This is a genomic window from Algoriphagus ornithinivorans (genome assembly GCF_900115305.1).
Lineage (GTDB): Bacteria > Bacteroidota > Bacteroidia > Cytophagales > Cyclobacteriaceae > Algoriphagus > Algoriphagus ornithinivorans.
On sequence record NZ_FOVW01000006.1, the window covers coordinates 227084 to 248867 of the forward strand.

Genomic DNA, 21784 nt, shown 5'->3' on the forward strand with positions numbered 1-21784 from the left:
GGTTACTCCTCTTTCTTAGCCATTATTTTCTGGAATGGGATTGCAGGAAGCCCTTCTGAGTTGATTAAGTTCACTTCAGGGTTATCGGCCCAGGCATAGCGTATTTCCATAGGTTCTATTCCACTTTCCAGTGGAATTTTCACTTGATTTTTCCCCTCAATTTGTCCCTTAACCTGATGCCACTTGCCATTTTGGTCTTTGATGATAAAACCTAATACATCTCCATCTTTTACTAGAGTCAGGCCTTCACCGATAGACTCATAGGTCAAAGTTAAATGCGCTCCATCTTTGGATATGGATTTAATTTCAGGCCCTGAAGCAACCACTTGTTCATTGAAAACGATCTTTTTTGCTTGCAGCCAAAGCCTTTCCCCTACATCTTTTTTATTTCGGGGGTGAATATCATCTTCTTCTCCGATATCAATTGTTACAGCCATTCCGGTTTTCGGAAGTTCTAAAGTTTTACGCTGAGCTTCCCGCAATGCTGCCCAGTTGCTTTCTGGTTGCATTTCCTTTCTTTCCATGAAATTCGCTAACTGAACAAAGAGAAATGGAAGCTCCTTAGAATTCCAAGCTGTTCTCCAACTTGAAATCAAAGTAGAAAACAGAACTTGGTACTCTCCTGCTCTACCAGCATTACTTTCACCCTGGTACCAAATAATCCCTCTTAAAGTATAATTTACCAAGGGGTGAATCATGGCATTGTACATGGCTCCTGGCTTCCAGTTATACCACTTTACCTCTGGAAGTTTAGGTTCGACCACATTATTGGAATATGCCCATGTTCCTTCTAGGTTTATTTTTCTACCATCCTGAAGAAGATACATCATACCTTTTTCTCCAATTCTTGGTTGATTGTTCCAGGTATTGATGACTCTAATTGTAATCACGTTTTTTCCTGTAAATAAAAGGTCAGCCGGAACTTTAACATCTGGCATTACTGAGCCCCAGTCTTTATGATGAACCAGTTTGCCGTTGACGTAAATGAAAGCCATTTGATCAATTGCAGGTAAAATAAGTTCCAGATCAGAAACCTTAGTCAGATTGAATGATTTTCTCAACCATGCAATGTCTGAAAGAGGATTATCTGCTGGAAGGTTAATTCTCTTCCAGTTTGAATCGTTGTATGAAACAGATGATGCATCCTTTGCCGACGTAGAATCTGGATGATGAACCATCATATCCCTCATTTCTCTCCGATTTTCATTTGCCTGAAATTCCCTCTCCCATTTCTCCTGATTTTCTTGCATATCCAATGCTTCCTCAGAAAAGGACATATTCTGCATTTCAGCCAAAATCTCTGCTTTAGTCCATCCTTCTGCAGGAGTTCCTCCCCAATTGGACTCTATAATTCCAACCGGAACTCCCATTTCCAGGTGATTTTTTTTCGCAAAAAACCAAGCTATGGCTGAAAAATCCATCAAATTAGAACTATCAGCCTTTCGCCATTCAGCTGGTGGAATTGTTGATCTCGGAATAGCTGCGTAAGATTTTTCAACTTTAAAAAAACGAATCAAAGGAATTCCTCCTGATTCATATTCCTCTTTGGCACCTATCACCCCAGACTTTAAAGGCCACTCCATATTGGACTGTCCCCCGGCAAGCCAAACGTCCCCGAAATACACATCTTTGACTTGTTGCTGATTTACTTGCATGATGTGTGGACCTCCAGCTACATTGGCAGGTATACTCACTTTCCAGGTACTATCAGGCAATACTTTTCCACTGGAAATTGACCCGGCAATACTTACTCGTACTTTTTCTCCTGGGATTCCTTTTCCCCAAATGGTAACCGGTTTGTCTCTTTGCAAAACCATTCCATCGCTTAGAACAGAGGGAAGCGTTACTACAGATTCAAATTTATCTGTACAGGAAAACAGAAAGGTAATAAGAAGTAGTGCAAGTATATTTCTCATAGTCTGGTCATAAAAAAAGAGGCGATTGCCTCTTTAATTTAAATAAAACGATTCAATAAATTCTCATAGTATTCCTGCTTACCACTGATTTGGGTTGGCTCTCCTACTTGAGCAGCATAGTTTCGTAAATCTTCTAGGCCTAATTTACCTTGCTCAAAATCTTTCCCTTTGCCTGAATCGAAGCTGGAATATCTCTGAGCTCTTCTTTCTAGGTAATCTGATTTTTCCAGGATGTCCTGTGCAATCATCATACTTCTGGCAAAAGCATCCATGCTTCCAATATGTGCAAGGAATAAATCATCCATATCCGTCGAGTTCCTACGAATTTTAGCATCAAAATTCACTCCTCCGCCTTGAAGACCGCCTGAAGTCAACAATACTAACATGGCCTCAGTCAATTCCTGCAGATTCAAGGCAAATTGATCAGTATCCCAACCATTTTGATAATCTCCTCGATTGGCGTCTATACTTCCAAGCATACCAGCATCAGCTGCTACTTGCAATTCATGCTGAAAAGTATGTCCAGCCAAGGTAGCATGGTTTACTTCGATGTTTAACTTAAAATCTTTGTCCAAGCCAAAATGCCTCAGGAAGCCGATAACAGTTGCTGAATCGTAATCATATTGATGCTTAGTTGGCTCCATCGGCTTGGGCTCTATAAAGAAAGTCCCTTTGAAACCATTTTTTCTTGCATAATCTCTAGCCATGCCAAGGAATTGAGCTAAGTGCTCAGTTTCCCTTTTCATGTCAGTATTCAACAAAGACATATATCCTTCTCGTCCTCCCCAGAAAACATAATTTTCACCACCTAACTTAATGGTAGCGTCAATCGCATTTTTCACTTGGGTTCCTGCCCATGCCACTACATCAAAATTTGGATTAGTCGAGGCTCCATTCATGTAGCGAGGATTGCTAAATACATTAGCCGTCCCCCAAAGTAATTTTACCCCTGTTTCTTTTTGCTTTTGAAGTGCATAGTCAGAAATGATCTCCATGCGTTTTTCATATTCTGCCAAAGAGTTTCCTTCATCAATCAGATCGATATCATGAAAACAATAATAAGGAGCTCCAATTTTGGTGATAAATTCAAAGGCAGCATCCATTTTATCTTTTGCTCTTTGGATTGGATCAGGATTCGCATCCCAAGGATGGCTGATTGTTCCAGGACCAAATGGATCTCCACCTGTTCCGCAGAAGGAATGCCAATAAGCTATAGCAAATTTGAAATGCTCCTTCATCGTTTTTCCACCAATCATTCGATTAGGATCATAATAACGGAAGGCCAATGGGTTGTCGCTTTCTTTTCCTTCGTAGGAAATTTTGTCAATCCCTTTAAAATAGGTTTTCGTCATAATAGGTTTATTTAGGTTTGTCTTCAGTAATTATAAGGCCATTTTTTGGATTCCCTCCAGGCACTTATTCCAACGGGAATAAACTTCCTCATATGGTTCTATAAAATTCTCATTAGGCTCGAAAGTCTCAAGTAGTTGCAGTCCTTGAAAAGCTTCGGTTTCAGATCCATAAACACCAGCTCCTATTCCGGCTCCTCTAGCAGCTCCCTGAGCCCCATCGGTATCATACAGCTCCAAGCTGACCTGATTCATGTGAATAAAAGCTTGCCTAAATACAGGGCTTAAGAACATGTTTGCTTTACCAGCTTTGACTGTCTTAAGGTTCAGTCCCATATCTTTCATGATTCTAAATCCGAAAGTCAAAGCTGAAACTATGCCCTCTTGGGCTGCTCTCATTAAGTGCCTTTTATCGTGTTTCAGTAAATCAAGACCAAGCAGATGTGCTCCCAGTTGCTGATTCTGTAGAATTCTTTCAGCTCCATTTCCGAAAGGGATAAAAGTCAATCCACCAGCCCCAATTCCAGCAGAATGGGCAAATTGATTCATCTCTTCATAATCTATTTTGGAAGCTCCCATAGCCTTTTTCACCCAGCTATTTAAAATACCAGTTCCATTGACACATAAAAGAACGCCGTATGAAGGCTTTTTTTCTGTATGATTCACATGGACGAAAGTATTTACCCGTGATTTTGGGTCATATAAAGGTGTATCGCATACCCCGTATACGGTACCGGAAGTCCCTGCTGTAGTAGCCAACTCACCGGGCTTTAGAACCTGCAATGAGAATGCATTATTAGGCTGGTCACCCGCACGGTATGAAACAGGAACACCTTCTTCAATTCCTGTGAGTTGGGAGGCCTTGGAATTCACCTTCCCTTGCAATGAATAAGAAGGAACCACCTCTGGAATCCATGACTCAGCGATTTGGTAGTTTTTGAGTACCTGTTCACTTATTCCATTTTTCTTGAAATCCCAGAAAATCCCTTCAGAAAGACCTGTTTCAGAAGTTAGAATTTCCCCAGTCAGCTTCATGGCGATAAAATCACCAGGCAGCATCATTTTGTGAATTTTTGCTGCCAACTCGGGTTGGTTTTCTATTACCCAGCGTAACTTGGATGCAGTAAAATTACCAGGAGAATTAAGCAAATTAGAAAGGCAATATTCCTCCCCTATTGTTTGAAAAGCTTTTTCTCCAATTGAAACAGCTCGGCTATCACACCAGATAATGGAGGATCGTAGGACGTTCTGGTCTTTATCAACCAAAACCAATCCATGCATTTGATAGGCAATTCCAATTCCTTGAAGCTCACCTTTTTTGACTTGAGCCTCCTTAATTACAAAGTTGCTAGCCTGCACCACATATTTCCACCACATTTCAGGATCTTGTTCTGCCCAACCTGATTCAGGTGAATCAATGGGCATTTCCTGGCTCGGGAAGGCCTTTGATATTAAAGATTTCCCTGTATCGGCATCCAAAAGAGACGCTTTGACAGAAGAACTGCCTAAATCAAGTCCTAATAATAATTTTCTCATCTCTTACCAGAATACTATGTAAAGAGCGGCAATAATTCCAGAAATGATGAATGCCCCAATTTTGAAGCCTGGGCTTGTCTTGAACAATGCCTTATTGATTTCAATGCTGTTTGGATGATCTTTTCCTTTTCCTTCCACCAAACTGATAATAATCATCAAGGCAGCAAGTATCAAAAATACCACACCCATTCTATCGATGAACGGTAAAGCAGGGAACACTACTTTCAAAACTATGGATAGTGGGATACTTAATCCTGCGCCCACTAAGGCTGCATTGGAAGTGGTTTTTTTCCAGAAAACTCCGAAGAAGAAAATAGCGAAAACTCCCGGACTGATAAATCCGGTATATTCCTGAATGAACTGGAATGCCTGATCCAATTGACCCAATGCTGGAGCTACCAATGCAGCGATAAAGAATGCTACACCTGCCGTAATCCTTCCTACAGAAACCTGCTTGGACTCAGATGCATTTTGACCAAAGTACTTCTTGTAGATATCCATGGTGAAAATAGTAGATGTACTATTTGCCATAGATGCCAATGATGACACAATTGCAGCAGTCAAGGCAGCAAAGGCCAAGCCCTTTAGACCCACTGGGAGTAATTGTAATAAAGTAGGGTAAGCTCTATCTGATTTGATCAAGCCAGTACCAGGATCTTTCATGGATTCTATGAATGTCGCATCCAGACCATTATTGACAATTACCAAGGCTGCAATTCCAGGGATCACCACGATCAATGGCATCAATAATTTCAAGAAACCTGCGAAAATCATCCCCTTTTGAGCTTCATCCAAACTTTTTGCGGCCAATGCTCTTTGGGTAATGTATTGGTTAAAACCCCAGTAACTTAAATTGGTAATCCACATACCGCCAACCAAGACTGAAATTCCCGGAAGGTCAAGATAAGCATCTCTTGTTCCGCCCTGACCATCAGGAATCATCATTTCACCTTTCGATAAAATCATAGAAAAATGTCCAGGAACCTCTTTTCTTAATAAGCCAATGCCTTCCCAAGCATCTCCTCCGCCTACCATTTGAAGCGCGATATAGGTAGTAGCCAAGCCACCCACAATCAAGAATACCACTTGTACTACATCTGTCCAAGCAACTGCTTTTAATCCTCCGTAAATGGAGTAAATCATCGCAAACAAAGCCAGACCTATAATTCCGTAAACCAAAGGAACATTCAGAATGGTATTTAAGCTTAGTGCGCCTAGATATAAAACTGAGGTAAGATTGACAAAAACATACAATAAAAGCCAGAAAATGGCCATGGTAGTACGCACTCTGGTATCATATCTATCCAGCAAGAATCCTGGCATGGTGTAAATACCTTTCTTGATATAAACTGGCAAAAAGAATATCGCTACGACTAAGAGAGTCGCTGCTGCCATCCACTCATAAGTAGAAATGGCAAGACCAAGGGCAAAGCCTGATCCAGACATCCCTATAAATTGTTCCGCGGAAATATTGGAAGCAATCAAAGAAGCTCCAACTGCCCACCAAGGGAGTGCTTTAGAAGCAAGAAAGTAATCAGAGGAGTTTTTTACGTGACCTTTTTTTTCTTGAGAAACAAAAAGCCCCATTCCGATAATCAATAGACAGTATCCTATAAATACCGCCAGGTCTAAGGGTTCTAAGAGCATAATTTAAATAGGTTGGGTTTTATGGTTAATTCCTTTAATACAAAAAGGTGTTTGGTTTGATTAAAGCGATAAATATAAGATTTTAGAAGAAAGGTCTTCATTTTATTCTTTCATTTTAAGCAAGAATCATAAAATGTTTTCTAGAAAATCAGGAAGATTTGGATCAAATTTTTGATTTTCAATTTGATGGATCATACTGATACCCGTGACATTGCTAACCCAAACCAAATCAGCATTCAATAAGTCAGTCTGTCCAAACTCTCCCTCATTTACTTCAAATCCCATTTGAGCTAATTTTTCAATTAAAACTCTCCTTCCCACACCATCAATACAACCCGTAGATAGAGATGGCGTAAAGATCCTTCCATCTTTCATCCAAAAAATATTAGAAGCACTCCCTTCTGAAATACTCCCTTGATTATCCATTAAAATCAATTCATCCAGGCCCTTTTTCACCTTTTCTTGATTGGCAAGGACATAGGGAAGCGCTGAAATTGTTTTAAGTGAGGAAAAAGCATTTCCAACCAAAAATATACTATCAGAAAAACCAGCAATTTCTTTCAACTTCGGTGCTGCATGAAAAGACTGAAAGTGAAGCACTTGGGACACAAAATTACTCTCAGGGCTATATTTTCCCAGCCCCTCTCGATAAACAGTCCACCTTATTCTAAGCGGTTTTCCACTTCCGTAAAAATCCGCTAAATGTGTAATTTCTGTTGCCGGAATTTTAAAATCTTCAAATCCTAGTAAAGTCAAGCCGGATGAAAGCCTTTCGCAATGGTAATCCCAAAACCTGATTTGCTCTCCATCATAGACCATTGTTTCAAAAAGACCATCTCCAAAATACATGGCTCGATTGGGAATCCTTCCCATGGGATCGGATAGCCATGTCTCAGAATCGGAAGATTTATAAAGAACTGTTTCAAAATCGCTCATAGCCTTGTACGTAATCGGACATTATTCTAAACTGTCTATTTAGAATGGAGTTAAATTTTAAGAATTGAGAAATAATATGCCTCTAAAATGGCCATTAATTGGCAATTTTAGGCGATAGTTACAAATAGATTTGACTTTAGCACCAAAATTGGATATTTCGGGCAATGGCTGGAAAAAGTAGCATTTTTGATATGATAGGACCTGTAATGATTGGACCATCTTCATCCCACACGGCAGGAGTTGTAAGGATTGCAAGAGCTGCCATTAGAGTTCTTGGCTCCAAGCCAGATCAAGCGCAAGTGGTGTTTTATAATTCATTTGCCAGAACCTATGAAGGTCATGGCAGTGATAGAGCCATCATTGGAGGACTAATGGACTTTAAAACCGATGATGAGAGAATAAAGGATGCCTTAAAAATTGCAGAGGAAACAGATTTTAAATACCAGTTTAAATCGATCGGTAATTCATCTGTTCATCACCCTAATACGATTAAACTCCTTTTAACTAAAGGAGAAAAGAAAGTTGAAGTAGTTGGAGAAAGTTTAGGAGGAGGCGTGATTAATATTGCTGAGGTGGATGGTTTTGTTGCCAATTTCTCTGCTCAGATGCATACATTAATCATCAAAGCGCAAGATGTATCAGGAGCTATTGCTTTCATCTCTTCGGTTATAGCTCAGGAAAAAGCTAATATTGCTACTATGTCAGTGTCGAGAAAAGGCAAAAACGACCTGGCCTGCCATGTAATTGAAATGGATTCCGGAATCAACCCAATCACTATCGAATACCTGAAATCACTCCCCTGGATAAAAGAATTAATTTACATACCAGATATTGACCTTTAACTCACCACATGAAAAAGTTTATACTTAGTATTATTTGGGTTATTGGTTGTTATTTTTCTGCAATGAGCCAAGATGTCTCCGGAGCCTATGATCTGGAAACAGCTGTTCAAATTGCTTTAGAGAACAACCTCTCCCTCAAAAGATCAGAACTGAACCAACTCAGCAATGAAGCTACCCTTCTTCAAAACAAAGGAAGTAGATATCCTTCATTCCAGACAGGCGCTAGCTCAGGATATAGATGGGGTAGATCCATCAACCCAGTTACAAACCTCTTTGAAACCCAAAGGATTGGAAACATCAACCTATTTGCCAACTCCAATGTCAGTATTTTTGCTGGAGGAAGAATCAACAGCTCAATCAATCAGGCACAAGCTGACATCGAGGCGGGTTTGTACAATATTGAAGCAACCAAAAATGATATCACCCTGAATGTGATCAATTTGTTTGTCAATGTTGTCTTCAACAGAGAACAAGTGAATATTGCTGAAAATCAATTAAAAACAACTAAGGATCAGCTGGCAAGAACCACTCGTTTGGTAGAGGCTGGTTCTCTTCCCCTTTCAGATCAATTGGACCTACAAGCTCAAAATGCTACTAATGAACTGGAAGTAATCAATGCAAAAAATTCGCTTAGGATAGCAAAGTTAAATCTGGCTCAAGCGATGCAAATTCCTTTCACGGATGAATTTGAAGTTATTGAACCTAAATTCGAAATTAACGAGTCTCTAATGGCAACTGAAAATCCTTCTCAGATTTATGAAAGTGCCTTAGCAATCATGCCAGAATTAAAAGCAGCTGAGAAAAATATTGAAAGTGCAGAATATGGAGTAAAAGCAGCAAGAGGAGCTTTTTTACCAACCTTAGGCATTGGAGCCAATGTTTTCTCTAACTATGTGGACAGAGGAATCCCTGGGAGAGAGCCCGATGCATTTACCACTCAGATAGAAAACAACCTTTCTCAGTCTGTGAATTTGCAATTGAACATTCCCATCTTTTCTCAATTAAGTAATAAAGCATCTCTTCAGCGAGCTAGAGTTCAGAGGCAACTTGCTGAAGTAACTGAAATAGAAGTTAAAAATCAATTGAGACAGGATATTGAATCAGCATACACTTCAGCTTTGGCGGCTCAGCAATCCTACTCTGCTTCTGTGACTAGAGTGAAAAGCTTGGAGGAATCATTTAGAATAGCACAGCAAAGATTTGATCTAGGCGCTATAAATTCAGTTGATTTTCAAGTGGCTCAAGCCAATTACTTCAATGCTCAGGCAGATTTATTGAACGCTAAATACACCTATATTTTCAGAGTAAAAGTCCTTGATTTCTATCTAGGAAACCCTATCAACCTTAACTAAGCCATGGCTAATAAAAAATCAAATAAACTCCTTTACTACCTACTTGGAATAGTAGGTGTCATCATCGTTTTTGCAATCATCGGCCGTGCGGCAGGATGGATTGGTGGGGAAAAAGTCACCAATGTAGAAGTAGCTACCGTTGGAAAAAATTCCATCATTGAGAAGGTAAGTGCCTCCGGAGAAATCCAGCCGGAAATTGAAGTAAACCTTAGCCCGGATGTTGCCGGTGAAATAATTGAACTTAATGTCGCTGAAGGTGATTCTGTAGAAATCGGTAAACTTCTAGTAAAAATCAGACCTGATAATTTTGTTTCAGCTTTAGATAGAAGCCGTGCAAACTTGAACCAGCAATTAGCCAATTTGGCACAGGCCAAAGCAAGTCTTCAGAGAGCAGAAGCTCAGTACACCAGAAGTGAACTGGAATACAACAGACAAAAGAAACTCTATGAGCAAAAGGCCATCTCAGACTCTGAATTTGAGCAGGCTCAAGCGAATTATATCACAGCGCAAAAAGACTTAGAAGCAGCAAAGCAAAGCGTAGTGGCTGCAGAATTTGTTGTAAAAAGTTCTCAAGCTACTGTAAACGAAGCGGCTGAAAATTTACGATTAACCAACGTTTATTCCCCGGTGAGCGGAATTGTATCCAATCTTTTGGTAGAAAAAGGTGAGCGTGTTGTTGGAACTCAGCAAATGGCAGGTACTGAAATGCTAACCATAGCTGACCTGTCCAGAATGGAAGTAAGAGTAGATGTAAATGAGAATGATATTGTCCGATTGAGCAAAGGCGATACAACCATTATTGAAGTAGATGCCTATTCCTTCTCAGGAAAAAAATTCAAAGGAATCGTGACTAGCATCGCAAATACAGCAAATACAAAACCTTCAGCAGACGCAGTTACAGAATTCGAAGTAAAAATCAGAATTCTGAATAGCTCGTATGCAGATTTGGTTGCAGCTGGAAACAAATATCCATTTAGACCTGGGATGACAGCCGCTGTGGAGATCATCACCAATCAAAAAGAAAACGTATTGTCTCTACCACTTTCTGCAGTTACCACAAGAGAAGATCAATTGGACACTTTGGCGGACGGTTCTACCAAAATGCGTGAATTGGTATTTGTGATGCAAGATGGAGAGGCGAAAATGAAGGCAATCAAGACTGGTATTTCTGATTTCCAAAACATTGAGGTATTGGAAGGTTTACAGGAAGGAGATCAAGTCATTTCAGGTCCATATTTCGTAGTAAGCAAAGAACTGAAGGACGGTGATAAAGTAAGCAAGCAAGAAGGTCCGAAACCTGCTGCTAAAAAATAACATCAGCACTTATTAATTGAAGCTCCGGTATTAATCGGAGCTTTTTTTATGCCTGATTTTTCCAATGGCGGAAGTTTAGGGTGTTTAAAGTTTCTTTCATCAGTAAAGTACTTCCTATATTGGAAAAAAGAATTTTCTCAAATGCTCACCCTATTCCAAAACGCTGAGAGATTTAGCAGCAACATCGCCATCATTGACGCTAAAGGCTCTTATAATTACAAAGAGTTATTGACAGAGGCCCAAAATTTAGCCGGCATCCTACTTCAAGGACAACCTGATTTGAATCAGACACGCGTGGCATTTATGGTTTCACCTGGGTTTGATTATGTCAAAACCCAATGGGCTATATGGATGGCTGGTGGTATTGCTGTTCCGCTTTGCATCAGCTACCCTCTTCCCTCCTTGCAGTATGTAATGGATGATACAGAAGCAGAAATTTTGCTTTTTGGAAATGAATATCAGGAAATCTTAACTCCGATTGTAGAAAAAGGAAACATTCGAAGTTTAAATATTGAGTCTTTAACAGAAAATAAATCCCATAGCACAAATCTCCCTGAAATCTCCTTGACACGAGGTGCTATGATCCTGTACACTTCCGGCACCACCAGTCTTCCTAAAGGCGTGCTAACTACTCATGCTAATATTGAAGCACAAATTTCAACATTGGTAAAGGCTTGGCATTGGAGTCAAAACGATTATACTCTGGGGATTTTACCACTTCACCATGTGCATGGAATCATCAATGTTTTAGGTTGCTGCATGTGGTCAGGCGCCTGTATTCAGTTTATTCATCCATTTTCAGTAGAAGAGGTCTTGAAAGCATTTATTCAAACAAGAATTAATGTTTTCATGGCTGTACCTACAGTGTATTTTAAACTCATTCAAGCAATTGAATCATTATCAAAATCGGATCAAAAAGAATTGAAGGAGAAAATGAAGGGTTTCCGTCTGATGGTTTCAGGATCAGCCGCTCTACCTGTCTCAGTTATGGAAAAATGGAAAAGCCTATCGGGGCATTATTTGCTGGAACGTTACGGAATGACTGAAATCGGAATGGCCCTAAGTAATCCTTACCTGGGAGAAAGAAGAGCCGGTCATGTTGGCTTCCCGCTACCGGAGGTTCAAATAAGGATTGTGGATGAAAACAATAAAGAGATAGACCTAGGTGACTCGGGAGAAATACAAGTAAAAAGCCCCTGCGTTTTTAAAGAATACTGGAGGAAACCAGATGCAACAAATAAAGCCTTTACCTCAGATGGTTGGTTCAAGACCGGAGATATAGCTACCATCGAAGATGGATATTATAAATTACTGGGGAGAGATTCCGTGGATATTATCAAATCCGGTGGTTATAAAATATCAGCTCTGGAAATAGAGGAAGTGCTTCGTAAACATCCTCTAATCAAAGATTGTGGAGTAATAGGTATTCCGGATGAGGAGTGGGGAGAGTTGGTAGCAGCTGGAATTGTTTGCTCAGAGGCAATTCAAAAAGAAGAACTAATATCCTGGCTCAAAGAACGGCTCCCCGCTTATAAAATCCCAAGAAACTATATACAGCTCGAAGATTTACCAAGAAATGCCATGGGTAAAGTGACTAAAAACGAACTTAAAAAACTCTTCTGATATGATTTACGGATTAGCCTTACTCGCGTTTTCATTTTTAATGGGCCAGTGGGCAGGAGAAATATTGGGTTCTATTTTGGGTATAGATGCAAATGTAGGGGGAGTCGGCTTTGCCATGATTATTTTATTGCTCTGCAAAGAATGGTTAACAAAAAGGAATCTCCTAGAATCAGAAATGAACTTTGGCATTAATTTCTGGGGAAAGCTTTATATACCAGTGGTAATTGCCATGGCAGCTAGCCTCAACGTGAAATCAGCCTTATCATCAGGAATATTGGCCATTTTAGCTGGAGTAATCCCAGTGATTCTAGCCTTTTTTGCATTCAAACTTTTGATTGAAAACTTCAAGCCTAGAACCGATGCAGGAACTATTTAAAGTAATCGATCAAAATGGGCTGATTTTAGCATTTTTACTGATTGGGCTCCTTTATTTTGTTTCGGATTGGTTAAGTCGAGCAATTTTCAAGCGTAGAATTCCTGGCTCTGCAATAGCAATTTTTGGTGGATTGGGCTTAGGATATTTGGGAGGTTTGATTACAAATGGAAATAAGGGTTTTGCTGACCTAGAGCTTTTTAAAGGAGTTGGTTTTCTGGGAGGCTCAATGTTTAGAGACTTTACCATCGTTGCTACTGCCATGGGTGCCAGTTTCTTTCTAATCAAAAAGAGCGGCTGGATTGGCCTTGCATCTCTTATCACCGGTACATTGGTATTTTTTATTGCAGGAGTACTCATTGCCTGGACCTTTGGATACCGAGATGCTGTCAGTTTATGTACAATTGGTGCCGGGGCATGTACCTATATTGTTGGTCCAGTCACGGGAGGAGCCTTGGGGGCTAGTTCCGAAGTAATTGCCCTGAGCATTGCAACGGGAGTTGTAAAAACTATCGCTGTCACTGTTTTGACTCCCATTTTTGCCAAAAGAATCGGGCTTGATAACCCTACTGCGGCTATAGCATATGGAGGAGTAATGGGGACTTCAAGTGGAGTGACAGCAGGTCTAGCAGCAACAGATCCTAAACTTGTTCCTTATGGAGCAGTTTCAGCTACCTTCTATACAGGCTTAGGTTGTTTACTTTGCCCTTCTCTTTTCTACCTCATTCTGGAATTATTAACAGCTTCCTGATTGTTAAAGGATCAAGAATTCTAGATAAAATGGAATTAAGAATTAAAAACATGGTTTGCCACAGGTGCATTGAGGCAGTTAAAAGTCTGTTGCAAGAGCATCATATCCCATTCAGTAGCATTCAGTTGGGAACTGTCACTTTAGATTCAGAAATCTCAACATCATCAAAAAATCAGCTAGCTGGTGATTTATCAGGATTAGGCTTTGAATTATTGGAAGAACCCAAATCCATCCTAATTTCTAAAATCAAAGCTATAATCATCAAAGAAATTCAGCAGGCAGAGGGAGAAAGAAAAGTAAATTTCTCTCAATTAATTTCCAGCGGATTACAACATGATTACAGTTATCTGAGTAGGCTTTTCTCTTTAGTAGAAGGAATTACCATAGAAAAATATATTTCAAAACAGAAAATTGAAAAAGTGAAAGAACTTCTTTCCTATGAAGAACTGAATCTCTCCGAAATTGCCTATCAGTTGGATTATAGTAGTTCCTCATACCTTTCTTCCCAATTTAAAAAGGAGACAGGCATGTCACCCAGTGAATTTAAAAATTCTAGGAAAATCTCGAGGGTTTCCTTGGATAGCATTTAACTAGAAAAGGCAACTAGGTCAAAATTTTGATAAAAACTGCCAAAATTCTATAAGCTGTTTTTTTAACTATTATCTGACATTTGAAGCATGAAAAATACGGTAATACATCAATCAACCTTCCCAGTTACGGGCATGACCTGTGCGGGATGTGCTTCCAGTGTTGAAACTATCCTTTCACATACTGACGGTGTACAATCAGCTTCGGTAAATTTTGCCACAAACACGGTCCAAGTAAAGTATTCAGATGAAGTCAGCCCTCAGGGATTGCATGAAGCGCTTTTAGCAGTCGGTTATGGATTAATTTTGGATTCTGAAAATCTCCAGAAATCCGTAGACGAGGAACAAGATAAAAAATATCAGAAGGCCAAAAGACAAACCATAGGATCCGCCATCCTGAGTATTCCTGTCTTCATTTTGGGTATGTTTTTTATGTCCTGGGAACTCGGAAAATGGATTAGCATGGCTCTTTCTGTACCAGTTCTATTTTACTTTGGCCAGACATTTTTTATCAATGCCTACAAGCAGGCAAAGCATCGCAAGGCTAATATGGATACGCTTGTCGCATTAAGTACCGGTATAGCTTTCCTTTTTTCATTTTTCAATACTATTTATCCTCAATTCTGGACTTCAAGAGGCTTGGAAGCCCATGTTTACTATGAGGCAGCAGTGGTGATTATCACCTTTATTTCGTTTGGAAAAATGCTGGAGGAGAAAGCCAAATCCAGTACATCTTCCGCTTTGAAAAAACTTATGGGTCTCCAACCCAAAACAGTTAACCTTGTTAAAGATGGAAACGAGGTAGAACTAGGCATAGAAGAGGTGCAGGAGGGAGATATTTTATTGGTTAAACCTGGCGAAAAAGTACCCGTAGATGGGCAATTAACATCTGGTGAGTCCTACATTGATGAAAGTATGATCAGTGGAGAACCCATTCCGATTTCCAAAAAAACGGGCGATAAAATCTTTGCAGGAACCATCAATCAAAAAGGAAGCTTCCAGTTTATTGCTGAAAAAGTAGGCTCTGACACTCTCTTAGCCCAAATCATCAAAAGGGTGCAGGAAGCTCAGGGAAGTAAAGCACCTATTCAAAAGCTGGTAGATAAAATTGCAGGAGTGTTTGTCCCAACAGTCATTGCGATCTCCATGCTAACATTTACCATATGGATGCTAGTTGGAGGTGATGAAGCCTTTACCCATGCTTTATTAACTTCTATTGCTGTTCTGGTCATAGCTTGTCCATGTGCTTTAGGATTGGCCACCCCTACAGCCATCATGGTTGGGATGGGTAAAGGAGCAGAGAACAATATTCTTATCCGAGATGCAGAAAGTCTTGAAATTGGACATCGGGTTAACACCTTGGTATTGGATAAAACTGGGACAATTACAGAAGGAAAACCTAGCGTTACCGATATCAAATGGCTTAGTACAGAGGATGTCACAGAGGAAAATTTATCATTGCTCTTCGCTATTGAATCTCAATCTGAGCACCCACTTGCGGGGTCTATTGTCAACTATTTAAAAACCCAAGAAATTCAGGGTACTAAAATTGCTCAGTTTGAAAGTATTACTGGGCTCGGAATAAAAGCTATTCATAATGGAGAAACCTATTATGTCGGAAACCAGCGCTTGATAGAAAACAATAATATTGTTTTGGATGGCGAATTGAAATCAGAAGCTAATTCTTGGAAAGATCAAGCTCAAACTGTGGTTTATTTTGCGAATTCCAATCAAGTTTTGGCCATCATTGGAATAAAAGATCAAATCAAAGCCAGTTCTAAATCCGCAATCCATCAACTCAAACAATCAGGGATAGAAGTTCACATACTAACAGGGGACAACCTACAAACAGCCGAAGCTGTTGGGAAGGAACTTTCTATTACAAATATCCGCGCGGAAGTACTTCCATCTGATAAATCTGAATATGTTAAAAATCTGCAGGCTCAGGGAAAGGTGGTTGCGATGGTTGGTGATGGTATCAACGACTCGGAAGCTCTTGCCCAGGCGGATATCAGCATTGCTATGGGCCATGGTTCTGATATTGCTATGGATGTAGCCAAGATGACGTTGATTACATCAGATTTGGAAAAAATCCCTCAGGCCTTTAAACTTTCGCATCTGACTGTAAAGGGAATTAGACAGAATTTATTTTGGGCTTTTATTTATAATCTCATTGGAATACCTATCGCCGCAGGATTACTTTATCCCATCAATGGTTTTTTATTAGACCCAATGATTGCTGGAGCGGCGATGGCCTTCAGTTCCGTATCAGTAGTATTAAATAGTCTTAGACTTAAAAGAATTCAACTAAATTGAAATATGATTAAATCAGGGCTTTCTTAAAATTTGTCAAAACACTTCTTTTAAATGAGCAATTCCTGTAGCATATGAATTTTGGACCGCGTTTTGGAAGTAATTATTGTACTAAGCCATTTTTACTTAAATGAAATCGAGCATATCGGAGCCGAAACACACTGGGATGACCCCATGGTTAGAGGGAAATATGCGAGATTCCATGTGACCTTTAAAAATCAATTTATAAACACATGAAAATATTATGAAAAAGATAGCATTAACCTTACTTGCTGCCATTTTTGGCTTTCAAGTATTCGCCCAACAAATTCAGCAAGTTCCTTTGATTGAGGTTGAAGGATTTGCAGAAAGACTTATTTCCCCTGACGAGGCAGTTTTTAATATTATGCTTGAAGAAAAAGGCATGAAAGTTAGTGATGCCACCAAAATCCTCAATAACAAAACTCAACGCTTAGCGGACCTTCTCAAAAAAGCCAAGATTAAGGACTATAAATTAATTGCAGACAATTACTCTGTAGATATTAATAGAATTTACCGAAGTGGGGTTTCCAGAGACAGTGGTTATGTTGCCAGACAGACACTCAGGATTGTCACCGGAAGTAAAAATGAAGACTTGCAAAAAATAGCAGAGGCTATCCAAGAATCAGGAGATATGAGTTTTAATTTAAGCTTTCAGGTATCAGAAACTGCTCAAAAATCACTCGAGAATTCCTTATTGACCGATGCTTTGAGAAATGCACAATCCAGGGCTCTCCTTATTGCAGAAACTTTAGGGATAAGAAATATTTCTGTTTACCATGTAAGTGTGGACTCTCCTCCTAGCCCAGTTCCTATGTTTAGAATCATGGCAGATCAAGCCAGCGAGCAATCCCAAATAAAACTGGCTCCGGATAGTCAGAAGATTAATCGGAGAGTTTATGTCAAATACACTTATTAAATCTAAGCCGCCACAAGCGGCTTTTTCTTTTTGATCAGCGGTTGGTCCTTTGATATCATTTTGAGGATATTAGACTTCGAAACATCACCCCTATCAAACCATGCGCTACGGAATATTCTTTCTATTTGCCTTTGGCCTATTTGCTTGTCAAAACAACGTCACTGTAACAACAGAGATCACAAAATGGCCTGATGATAAATCAGGAGCAATTTCAGTCACTTATGATGATGGGATTATCAATCAATTTACCATCGCCAAACCTATCATGGATAGTTTGGGGCTCCCTGGGACATTTTACATCATTACAGGAAAAGTAGATGGATCAGGTAAAGGAAAATTCATAGGAAGAGACCCCAAAGAAATAATTACAGAAACCGCCAATACCCCCACTGATTCAACTAACTTCTTTGAGCGAGCATCTCTAATTGCATTTACAGGCACCTCTGAGGCGGAGGATTATCATGCTAGAGTTGGTTCTCTATTTGAGCAAGGAAAAGTAAAAGAAGCATATCTTCTACTGGATGAAGGCTACCAAAAATTACGGGAAGGCAAAATGAAAAACACCAATGACGTAGTATTTCATAACAATGTGGAAGATACTACCACTTGGGACCAGTATAAATCTTATGCCGCACAGGGACATGAGATAGCTTCACACACTGTCACACACCCCAGGTTAGCAGTTCTTGACGAAATAAACATGCTGTATGAGTTGGAGCAGAGTAAAGCTGATCTCCTCAAATTTATAGGAGAAGAATCAATCTTTAGTGCGGAAGGACCTTATGGAACAGAGAATGAACGGGTAATGGAATACGCTCATAAGATTTATCCTTCTTTGAGAAATAGAATGCCTGAAGATTGGTTGGAGGAAATTAACCGAGGAAGCAAAATGACTCCTGGCGAATCAAATAAAGAATATGTGCAATGGCAAAGAGGCCCCGTAAGTAGAATTGGAATTGGTGAAATGAAATCTTGGGTAGACACAGTCATGAAGCACGATGATACTTGGTTGGTTTTAGTTTTTCATGGTGTAGAAAACCTAGGTTGGGAACCTAAAACAAGAAATGAACTAGTGGAATATTTTTCCTACATGAAGGCAAATGAAAATCAATTATGGATCGCCACCTTCCGGGATGTTACCAAGTTTTTGAGAGCAAGAATGAATAGTGAAATCAGTACTAGTATTGAATCGGACAAAAAGATTCAAATTTCACTAAAATCAGAACTAGACCCCGCTATCTACAGTATTCCACTTACACTGAAGACCTATCTTCCTTCTAATTGGAAAAATGTTGAGTTAGGAAATAGCGGAGAGAAAATAGAGATTAAAGAGGATGAAAAAGGGAAGTACATCAGCTACAACTTGCAGCTAGGTAATTCTATCGAATTCAACAGGGTAGATTAATCAAAATATCTGTAGCAATAAGGCAATTACTCCGATCACTAATCCTAAAATAAATGCCTGATAAGCATGTCTCAACAATTTGTATTTATGATTGAGCACCATGCTTTGGTAGTATAAGGAAGTGGACATTTGATCCTGAATTTCGTCCTTGGATTTCAAAGTTTCATTGAGCTCTCTCAAGTATTCATCTTTGGTGAATTCAGAGACGGAGCCAAAGAAGATGACTGATCGCTTTTCAACAGATTGGTTTGATTTGCCAACTATCTTTGGTTTTGCTGCCTGAACAGCCAAGATAGTAGATGTCAATGAGGTAAGGATAAAAACTACCAAAGGGATTAACATTACCAAATTGGACATGTCTATTTGATTGGAAACTGATCCGTATCCGACCAGGGCTACCATAGATGAAATCACCAATGCATTGATACTGATGATAATATTTGCCTTGTTATCAGCTATTTTCAAAAGTTGAGAATTGTTATTAAAAGTAACTCTGTAAAAGGTCTGCCTCTCACGAGATGTTTTCTCAGTTTTTACATTTTGGTAAATCTCTTCTTCCATGTTGGCTAAATATTGAGTCAATTTAACAATTTTTCTCGGCAGAAAACCAAATTAAATTCTACGTAACTCTCAACCTATTTTAGATATCAAAAGATCAAAAGTCCATTATCCCTTAATATTTGCCAAACTTCAGATTCGGCCAATTCGGAAAAATCTCCCAATTTTTCTTCATAATCCTCCTTGATAGATTTCAGCCTTTGAAGCTGATTTTGATAACCGACATTTTCCAAAAAAGAGTAAACCCATTCCGCAAACTCCTCAGGTAACTCCAAGGCAAAATCCTCTTTTTTACCTGAAAAAATGAGTTCAGCAAAACCTTCCTCTTCTGAAGGCACTAATTCAGGCTGCTCACCTATCCAAATTATTCTTTGCTGATCTTTCAAAAGAAACTCCTCTTCCTGAAGCTCTTTTTCTATATATCTTTTGGGAATACTGCTTGAAGGCACTTGATGATCAAACCACTGATGAAGCGGAACGTCAAAACCTATTCCATGCATGTAATTGAAGAGTGATTTCCTCAATCCCTCTCCAAAAAGATCATGATCTGCTCCCGTTGGGTCCTCATGCTGCAACTCATTATTAGCAAAACGACCAAGTCCTGAAACAGCATTTTGCACTTTAAATAAATCTGGCGCCAAGCCAACAGGACTGTGAGCAGTCATGGCAAATCGGTGCCAAAAACCTGACTGCAATACCCCACTTTCAAACAGCTGTCGAACCATTTCAAGAGAATCAATGGTTTCCTGGGCTGTTTGAGTCGGAAAACCATACATCAAATAAGCATGAACCATAATTCCTGACTGGGTAAAGTGATTGCAAACTCTTGCCACTTGCCCAACTGTTACGCCTTTTTTTATAAGCTCTAGTAACCTATCCGAAGCAACTTCCAATCCGCCTGATACTGCTATGCATCCTGACGCTCGCAAGAGCTTGCAAAGATCAGCGGTAAAACTGCTTTCAAAGCGGATATTGGTCCACCAAACTACCGATAGGCCTCTTCGCAAAATTTCAATAGCGAGATCCCTCATCAAAGCTGGAGGTGCAGCTTCATCTACAAAATGGAATCCATTCTGACCAGTCTGAGCAATGATTTCCTCTATCCTATCACAAAGAATGGAGGCATTGATGGGTTCGTAGCGTTGGATATAATCCAAAGAAATATCACAAAATGTGCATTTACCCCAATAGCAACCATGCGCCAAAGTCAACTTATTCCACCTTCCATCCGACCAAAGCCTATGCATGGGATTAGCCACTTCGATCACTGAGAGATATTCTCTCAGGTGCAAGTCACTGTAATCTGGAGTTCCGGTTTCTCGCTGGGGAATATCTTTTACAGCAGAATTATTAATAAATCTCACTGCACCACTCTGCCGAATAAATGTCCTTTTTAATTCATCAACTGGTATTTTGCCATCCAGATATTCCAATAACAACTTGACAGGAGCTTCTCCATCATCCAAAGTGATAAAGTCAATATAATCAAATACCCTTGGGTCTTTCAAAGATCTTAGCTCTGTATTGGGGTATCCCCCTCCCATCCATACTTTGATATCAGGATAAGCCTTTTTTATAAACTGACCGCATTTTAAAGCTCCATATAAATTCCCCGGAAAAGGAACAGAAAAGGCAATTGATTTTGGATTGACATCTTTGATTTTGGCGTCTAAAATTTGACACATCCACTCATCCAAAAGTCCACTGGGTTGCCTGATTGCCTCGTCCATCTCGTCAAATTCTCTCGCACTCAAGCCTAATCTTTCTGCATATCGACTAAATCCAAAATTTGGGTCTATCGCCTCAGTGATCAGATCTCCTATATCTTCCAAGTATAAGGTGGAAAGATATCTTGCTTTATCCCGAATCCCTAAAGTGCCAAAAGCCCACTCCATATCATCCATTTGCTCAAACCGGGAAGCCTCAGGAAGAAAATCACCCTCTACGACGGTGTATGCCAAAGTCGGATTTTTATCCTGAAGAAATGCAATAACAGAACCTATGGTTTGCAAATACTTCTTCTTAAGCCTCAGGATTCTGGCAGAATTTTCAGACAGTTCAATCTGGCTTTCTTCAATTTGATGAAAAATCTGTCCTAAGCCCTCCACTGAAAAAATTTTCCAGATCAGTTCAATACCTAAATCCATCTGCTTGGATTCATATCCCAAGGTTTTTAAATATCCTTTGAGGTAAGCCGTAGCAGGATAGGGAGTATTCAGCTGGGTAAAAGGAGGAGTTATAAATAGAACTTGAGTCACTCTTTTTTTGATGGTTGCTGTCACAAAGATCCGTTGATTTTTTGGGAAAAGACCAATTGGAAAGCAAATTCACTTTAAAAGACCTCA

The 21784-nt window shown here is 39.6% G+C and carries 17 protein-coding genes; 10 read left to right on the forward strand and 7 right to left on the reverse strand.

Annotation, left to right across the window (positions count from 1 at the left end; translation table 11 throughout):
- Positions 1–2 precede the first annotated feature (2 nt).
- From BM073_RS10985 to BM073_RS11005, 5 genes are all read right to left on the reverse strand, one after another.
- Positions 3–1916: a sialate O-acetylesterase gene (locus tag BM073_RS10985; protein WP_091654098.1), complete on the reverse strand. Its 1914-nt coding sequence runs from the start codon at positions 1914–1916 to the stop codon at positions 3–5.
- 38 nt (positions 1917–1954) lie between these two features.
- The gene (gene xylA / locus BM073_RS10990) at positions 1955–3268 is read right to left on the reverse strand and encodes a xylose isomerase (RefSeq protein WP_091654100.1); all 1314 of its coding nucleotides are present in this window, start codon (positions 3266–3268) and stop codon (positions 1955–1957) included.
- 30 nt (positions 3269–3298) lie between these two features.
- Positions 3299–4801 (reverse strand): xylulokinase, encoded by a 1503-nt coding sequence (locus BM073_RS10995; protein WP_091654101.1) that lies wholly within the window; start codon positions 4799–4801, stop codon positions 3299–3301.
- Between the two features lie 3 nt (positions 4802–4804).
- On the reverse strand, positions 4805–6448 hold the full coding sequence (locus tag BM073_RS11000) for a sodium/sugar symporter (RefSeq protein WP_091654103.1): 1644 nt from the start codon (positions 6446–6448) through the stop codon (positions 4805–4807).
- A gap of 126 nt (positions 6449–6574) precedes the next feature.
- Positions 6575–7384 (reverse strand): aminotransferase class IV, encoded by an 810-nt coding sequence (locus BM073_RS11005; RefSeq protein ID WP_091654104.1) that lies wholly within the window; start codon positions 7382–7384, stop codon positions 6575–6577.
- Positions 7385–7548: 164 nt separating this feature from the next.
- Between BM073_RS11005 and sdaAB the strand changes: the two genes are divergently transcribed.
- The 10 genes from sdaAB (at position 7549) to BM073_RS11055 (ending at position 18881) form a co-directional block, all read left to right on the forward strand.
- The gene (gene sdaAB, locus BM073_RS11010) at positions 7549–8226 is read left to right on the forward strand and encodes an L-serine ammonia-lyase, iron-sulfur-dependent subunit beta (RefSeq protein ID WP_091654106.1); all 678 of its coding nucleotides are present in this window, start codon (positions 7549–7551) and stop codon (positions 8224–8226) included.
- Positions 8227–8234: 8 nt separating this feature from the next.
- On the forward strand, positions 8235–9578 hold the full coding sequence (locus BM073_RS11015; protein WP_091654107.1) for a TolC family protein: 1344 nt from the start codon (positions 8235–8237) through the stop codon (positions 9576–9578).
- A gap of 3 nt (positions 9579–9581) precedes the next feature.
- Positions 9582–10892 (forward strand): efflux RND transporter periplasmic adaptor subunit, encoded by a 1311-nt coding sequence (locus BM073_RS11020; RefSeq protein ID WP_091654109.1) that lies wholly within the window; start codon positions 9582–9584, stop codon positions 10890–10892.
- Between the two features lie 141 nt (positions 10893–11033).
- Positions 11034–12515, forward strand: coding sequence for an acyl-CoA synthetase (locus BM073_RS11025; RefSeq protein WP_091654327.1), 1482 nt, complete (start codon positions 11034–11036; stop codon positions 12513–12515).
- 1 nt (position 12516) lies between these two features.
- Positions 12517–12891, forward strand: coding sequence for a malonate transporter subunit MadL (madL, locus tag BM073_RS11030; RefSeq protein WP_091654110.1), 375 nt, complete (start codon positions 12517–12519; stop codon positions 12889–12891).
- Entirely contained in the window at positions 12875–13639 is a 765-nt protein-coding gene (gene madM / locus BM073_RS11035; RefSeq protein ID WP_091654112.1) for a malonate transporter subunit MadM, read from the forward strand. Before madL ends, madM begins: the two co-directional genes overlap by 17 nt.
- A gap of 29 nt (positions 13640–13668) precedes the next feature.
- Positions 13669–14229: a helix-turn-helix domain-containing protein gene (locus BM073_RS11040; protein ID WP_091654114.1), complete on the forward strand. Its 561-nt coding sequence runs from the start codon at positions 13669–13671 to the stop codon at positions 14227–14229.
- An 87-nt stretch (positions 14230–14316) separates the two neighbouring features.
- The gene (locus BM073_RS11045) at positions 14317–16542 is read left to right on the forward strand and encodes a heavy metal translocating P-type ATPase (protein ID WP_091654116.1); all 2226 of its coding nucleotides are present in this window, start codon (positions 14317–14319) and stop codon (positions 16540–16542) included.
- Between the two features lie 241 nt (positions 16543–16783).
- Positions 16784–17476, forward strand: coding sequence for an SIMPL domain-containing protein (locus tag BM073_RS11050; RefSeq protein ID WP_091654117.1), 693 nt, complete (start codon positions 16784–16786; stop codon positions 17474–17476).
- Positions 17477–17576: 100 nt separating this feature from the next.
- Positions 17577–18881, forward strand: a complete 1305-nt coding sequence (locus BM073_RS11055; RefSeq protein WP_091654119.1) for a polysaccharide deacetylase family protein — start codon at positions 17577–17579, stop codon at positions 18879–18881.
- Here the strand turns inward: BM073_RS11055 and BM073_RS11060 are convergent, their stop codons facing one another.
- Together BM073_RS11060 and BM073_RS11065 are read right to left on the reverse strand one after the other, a co-directional pair.
- The gene (locus tag BM073_RS11060; RefSeq protein ID WP_245756402.1) at positions 18882–19463 is read right to left on the reverse strand and encodes a Pycsar system effector family protein; all 582 of its coding nucleotides are present in this window, start codon (positions 19461–19463) and stop codon (positions 18882–18884) included.
- Between the two features lie 65 nt (positions 19464–19528).
- Entirely contained in the window at positions 19529–21721 is a 2193-nt protein-coding gene (locus BM073_RS11065; protein ID WP_245756403.1) for a B12-binding domain-containing radical SAM protein, read from the reverse strand.
- Positions 21722–21784 lie beyond the last annotated feature (63 nt).

Coding starts and splice junctions, on each gene's coding strand:
- BM073_RS11005 (WP_091654104.1), bottom strand. CDS start 7,384: ATGAGCGATTTTGAAACAGTTCTTTATAAATCTTCCGATTCTGAGACA.
- BM073_RS11020 (WP_091654109.1), top strand. CDS start 9,582: ATGGCTAATAAAAAATCAAATAAACTCCTTTACTACCTACTTGGAATA.
- madL (WP_091654110.1), top strand. CDS start 12,517: ATGATTTACGGATTAGCCTTACTCGCGTTTTCATTTTTAATGGGCCAG.
- BM073_RS10995 (WP_091654101.1), bottom strand. CDS start 4,801: ATGAGAAAATTATTATTAGGACTTGATTTAGGCAGTTCTTCTGTCAAA.
- BM073_RS11055 (WP_091654119.1), top strand. CDS start 17,577: ATGCGCTACGGAATATTCTTTCTATTTGCCTTTGGCCTATTTGCTTGT.
- BM073_RS11015 (WP_091654107.1), top strand. CDS start 8,235: ATGAAAAAGTTTATACTTAGTATTATTTGGGTTATTGGTTGTTATTTT.
- xylA (WP_091654100.1), bottom strand. CDS start 3,268: ATGACGAAAACCTATTTTAAAGGGATTGACAAAATTTCCTACGAAGGA.
- BM073_RS11000 (WP_091654103.1), bottom strand. CDS start 6,448: ATGCTCTTAGAACCCTTAGACCTGGCGGTATTTATAGGATACTGTCTA.
- BM073_RS11045 (WP_091654116.1), top strand. CDS start 14,317: ATGAAAAATACGGTAATACATCAATCAACCTTCCCAGTTACGGGCATG.
- BM073_RS11040 (WP_091654114.1), top strand. CDS start 13,669: ATGGAATTAAGAATTAAAAACATGGTTTGCCACAGGTGCATTGAGGCA.
- madM (WP_091654112.1), top strand. CDS start 12,875: ATGCAGGAACTATTTAAAGTAATCGATCAAAATGGGCTGATTTTAGCA.
- sdaAB (WP_091654106.1), top strand. CDS start 7,549: ATGGCTGGAAAAAGTAGCATTTTTGATATGATAGGACCTGTAATGATT.
- BM073_RS11050 (WP_091654117.1), top strand. CDS start 16,784: ATGAAAAAGATAGCATTAACCTTACTTGCTGCCATTTTTGGCTTTCAA.
- BM073_RS11025 (WP_091654327.1), top strand. CDS start 11,034: ATGCTCACCCTATTCCAAAACGCTGAGAGATTTAGCAGCAACATCGCC.
- BM073_RS10985 (WP_091654098.1), bottom strand. CDS start 1,916: ATGAGAAATATACTTGCACTACTTCTTATTACCTTTCTGTTTTCCTGT.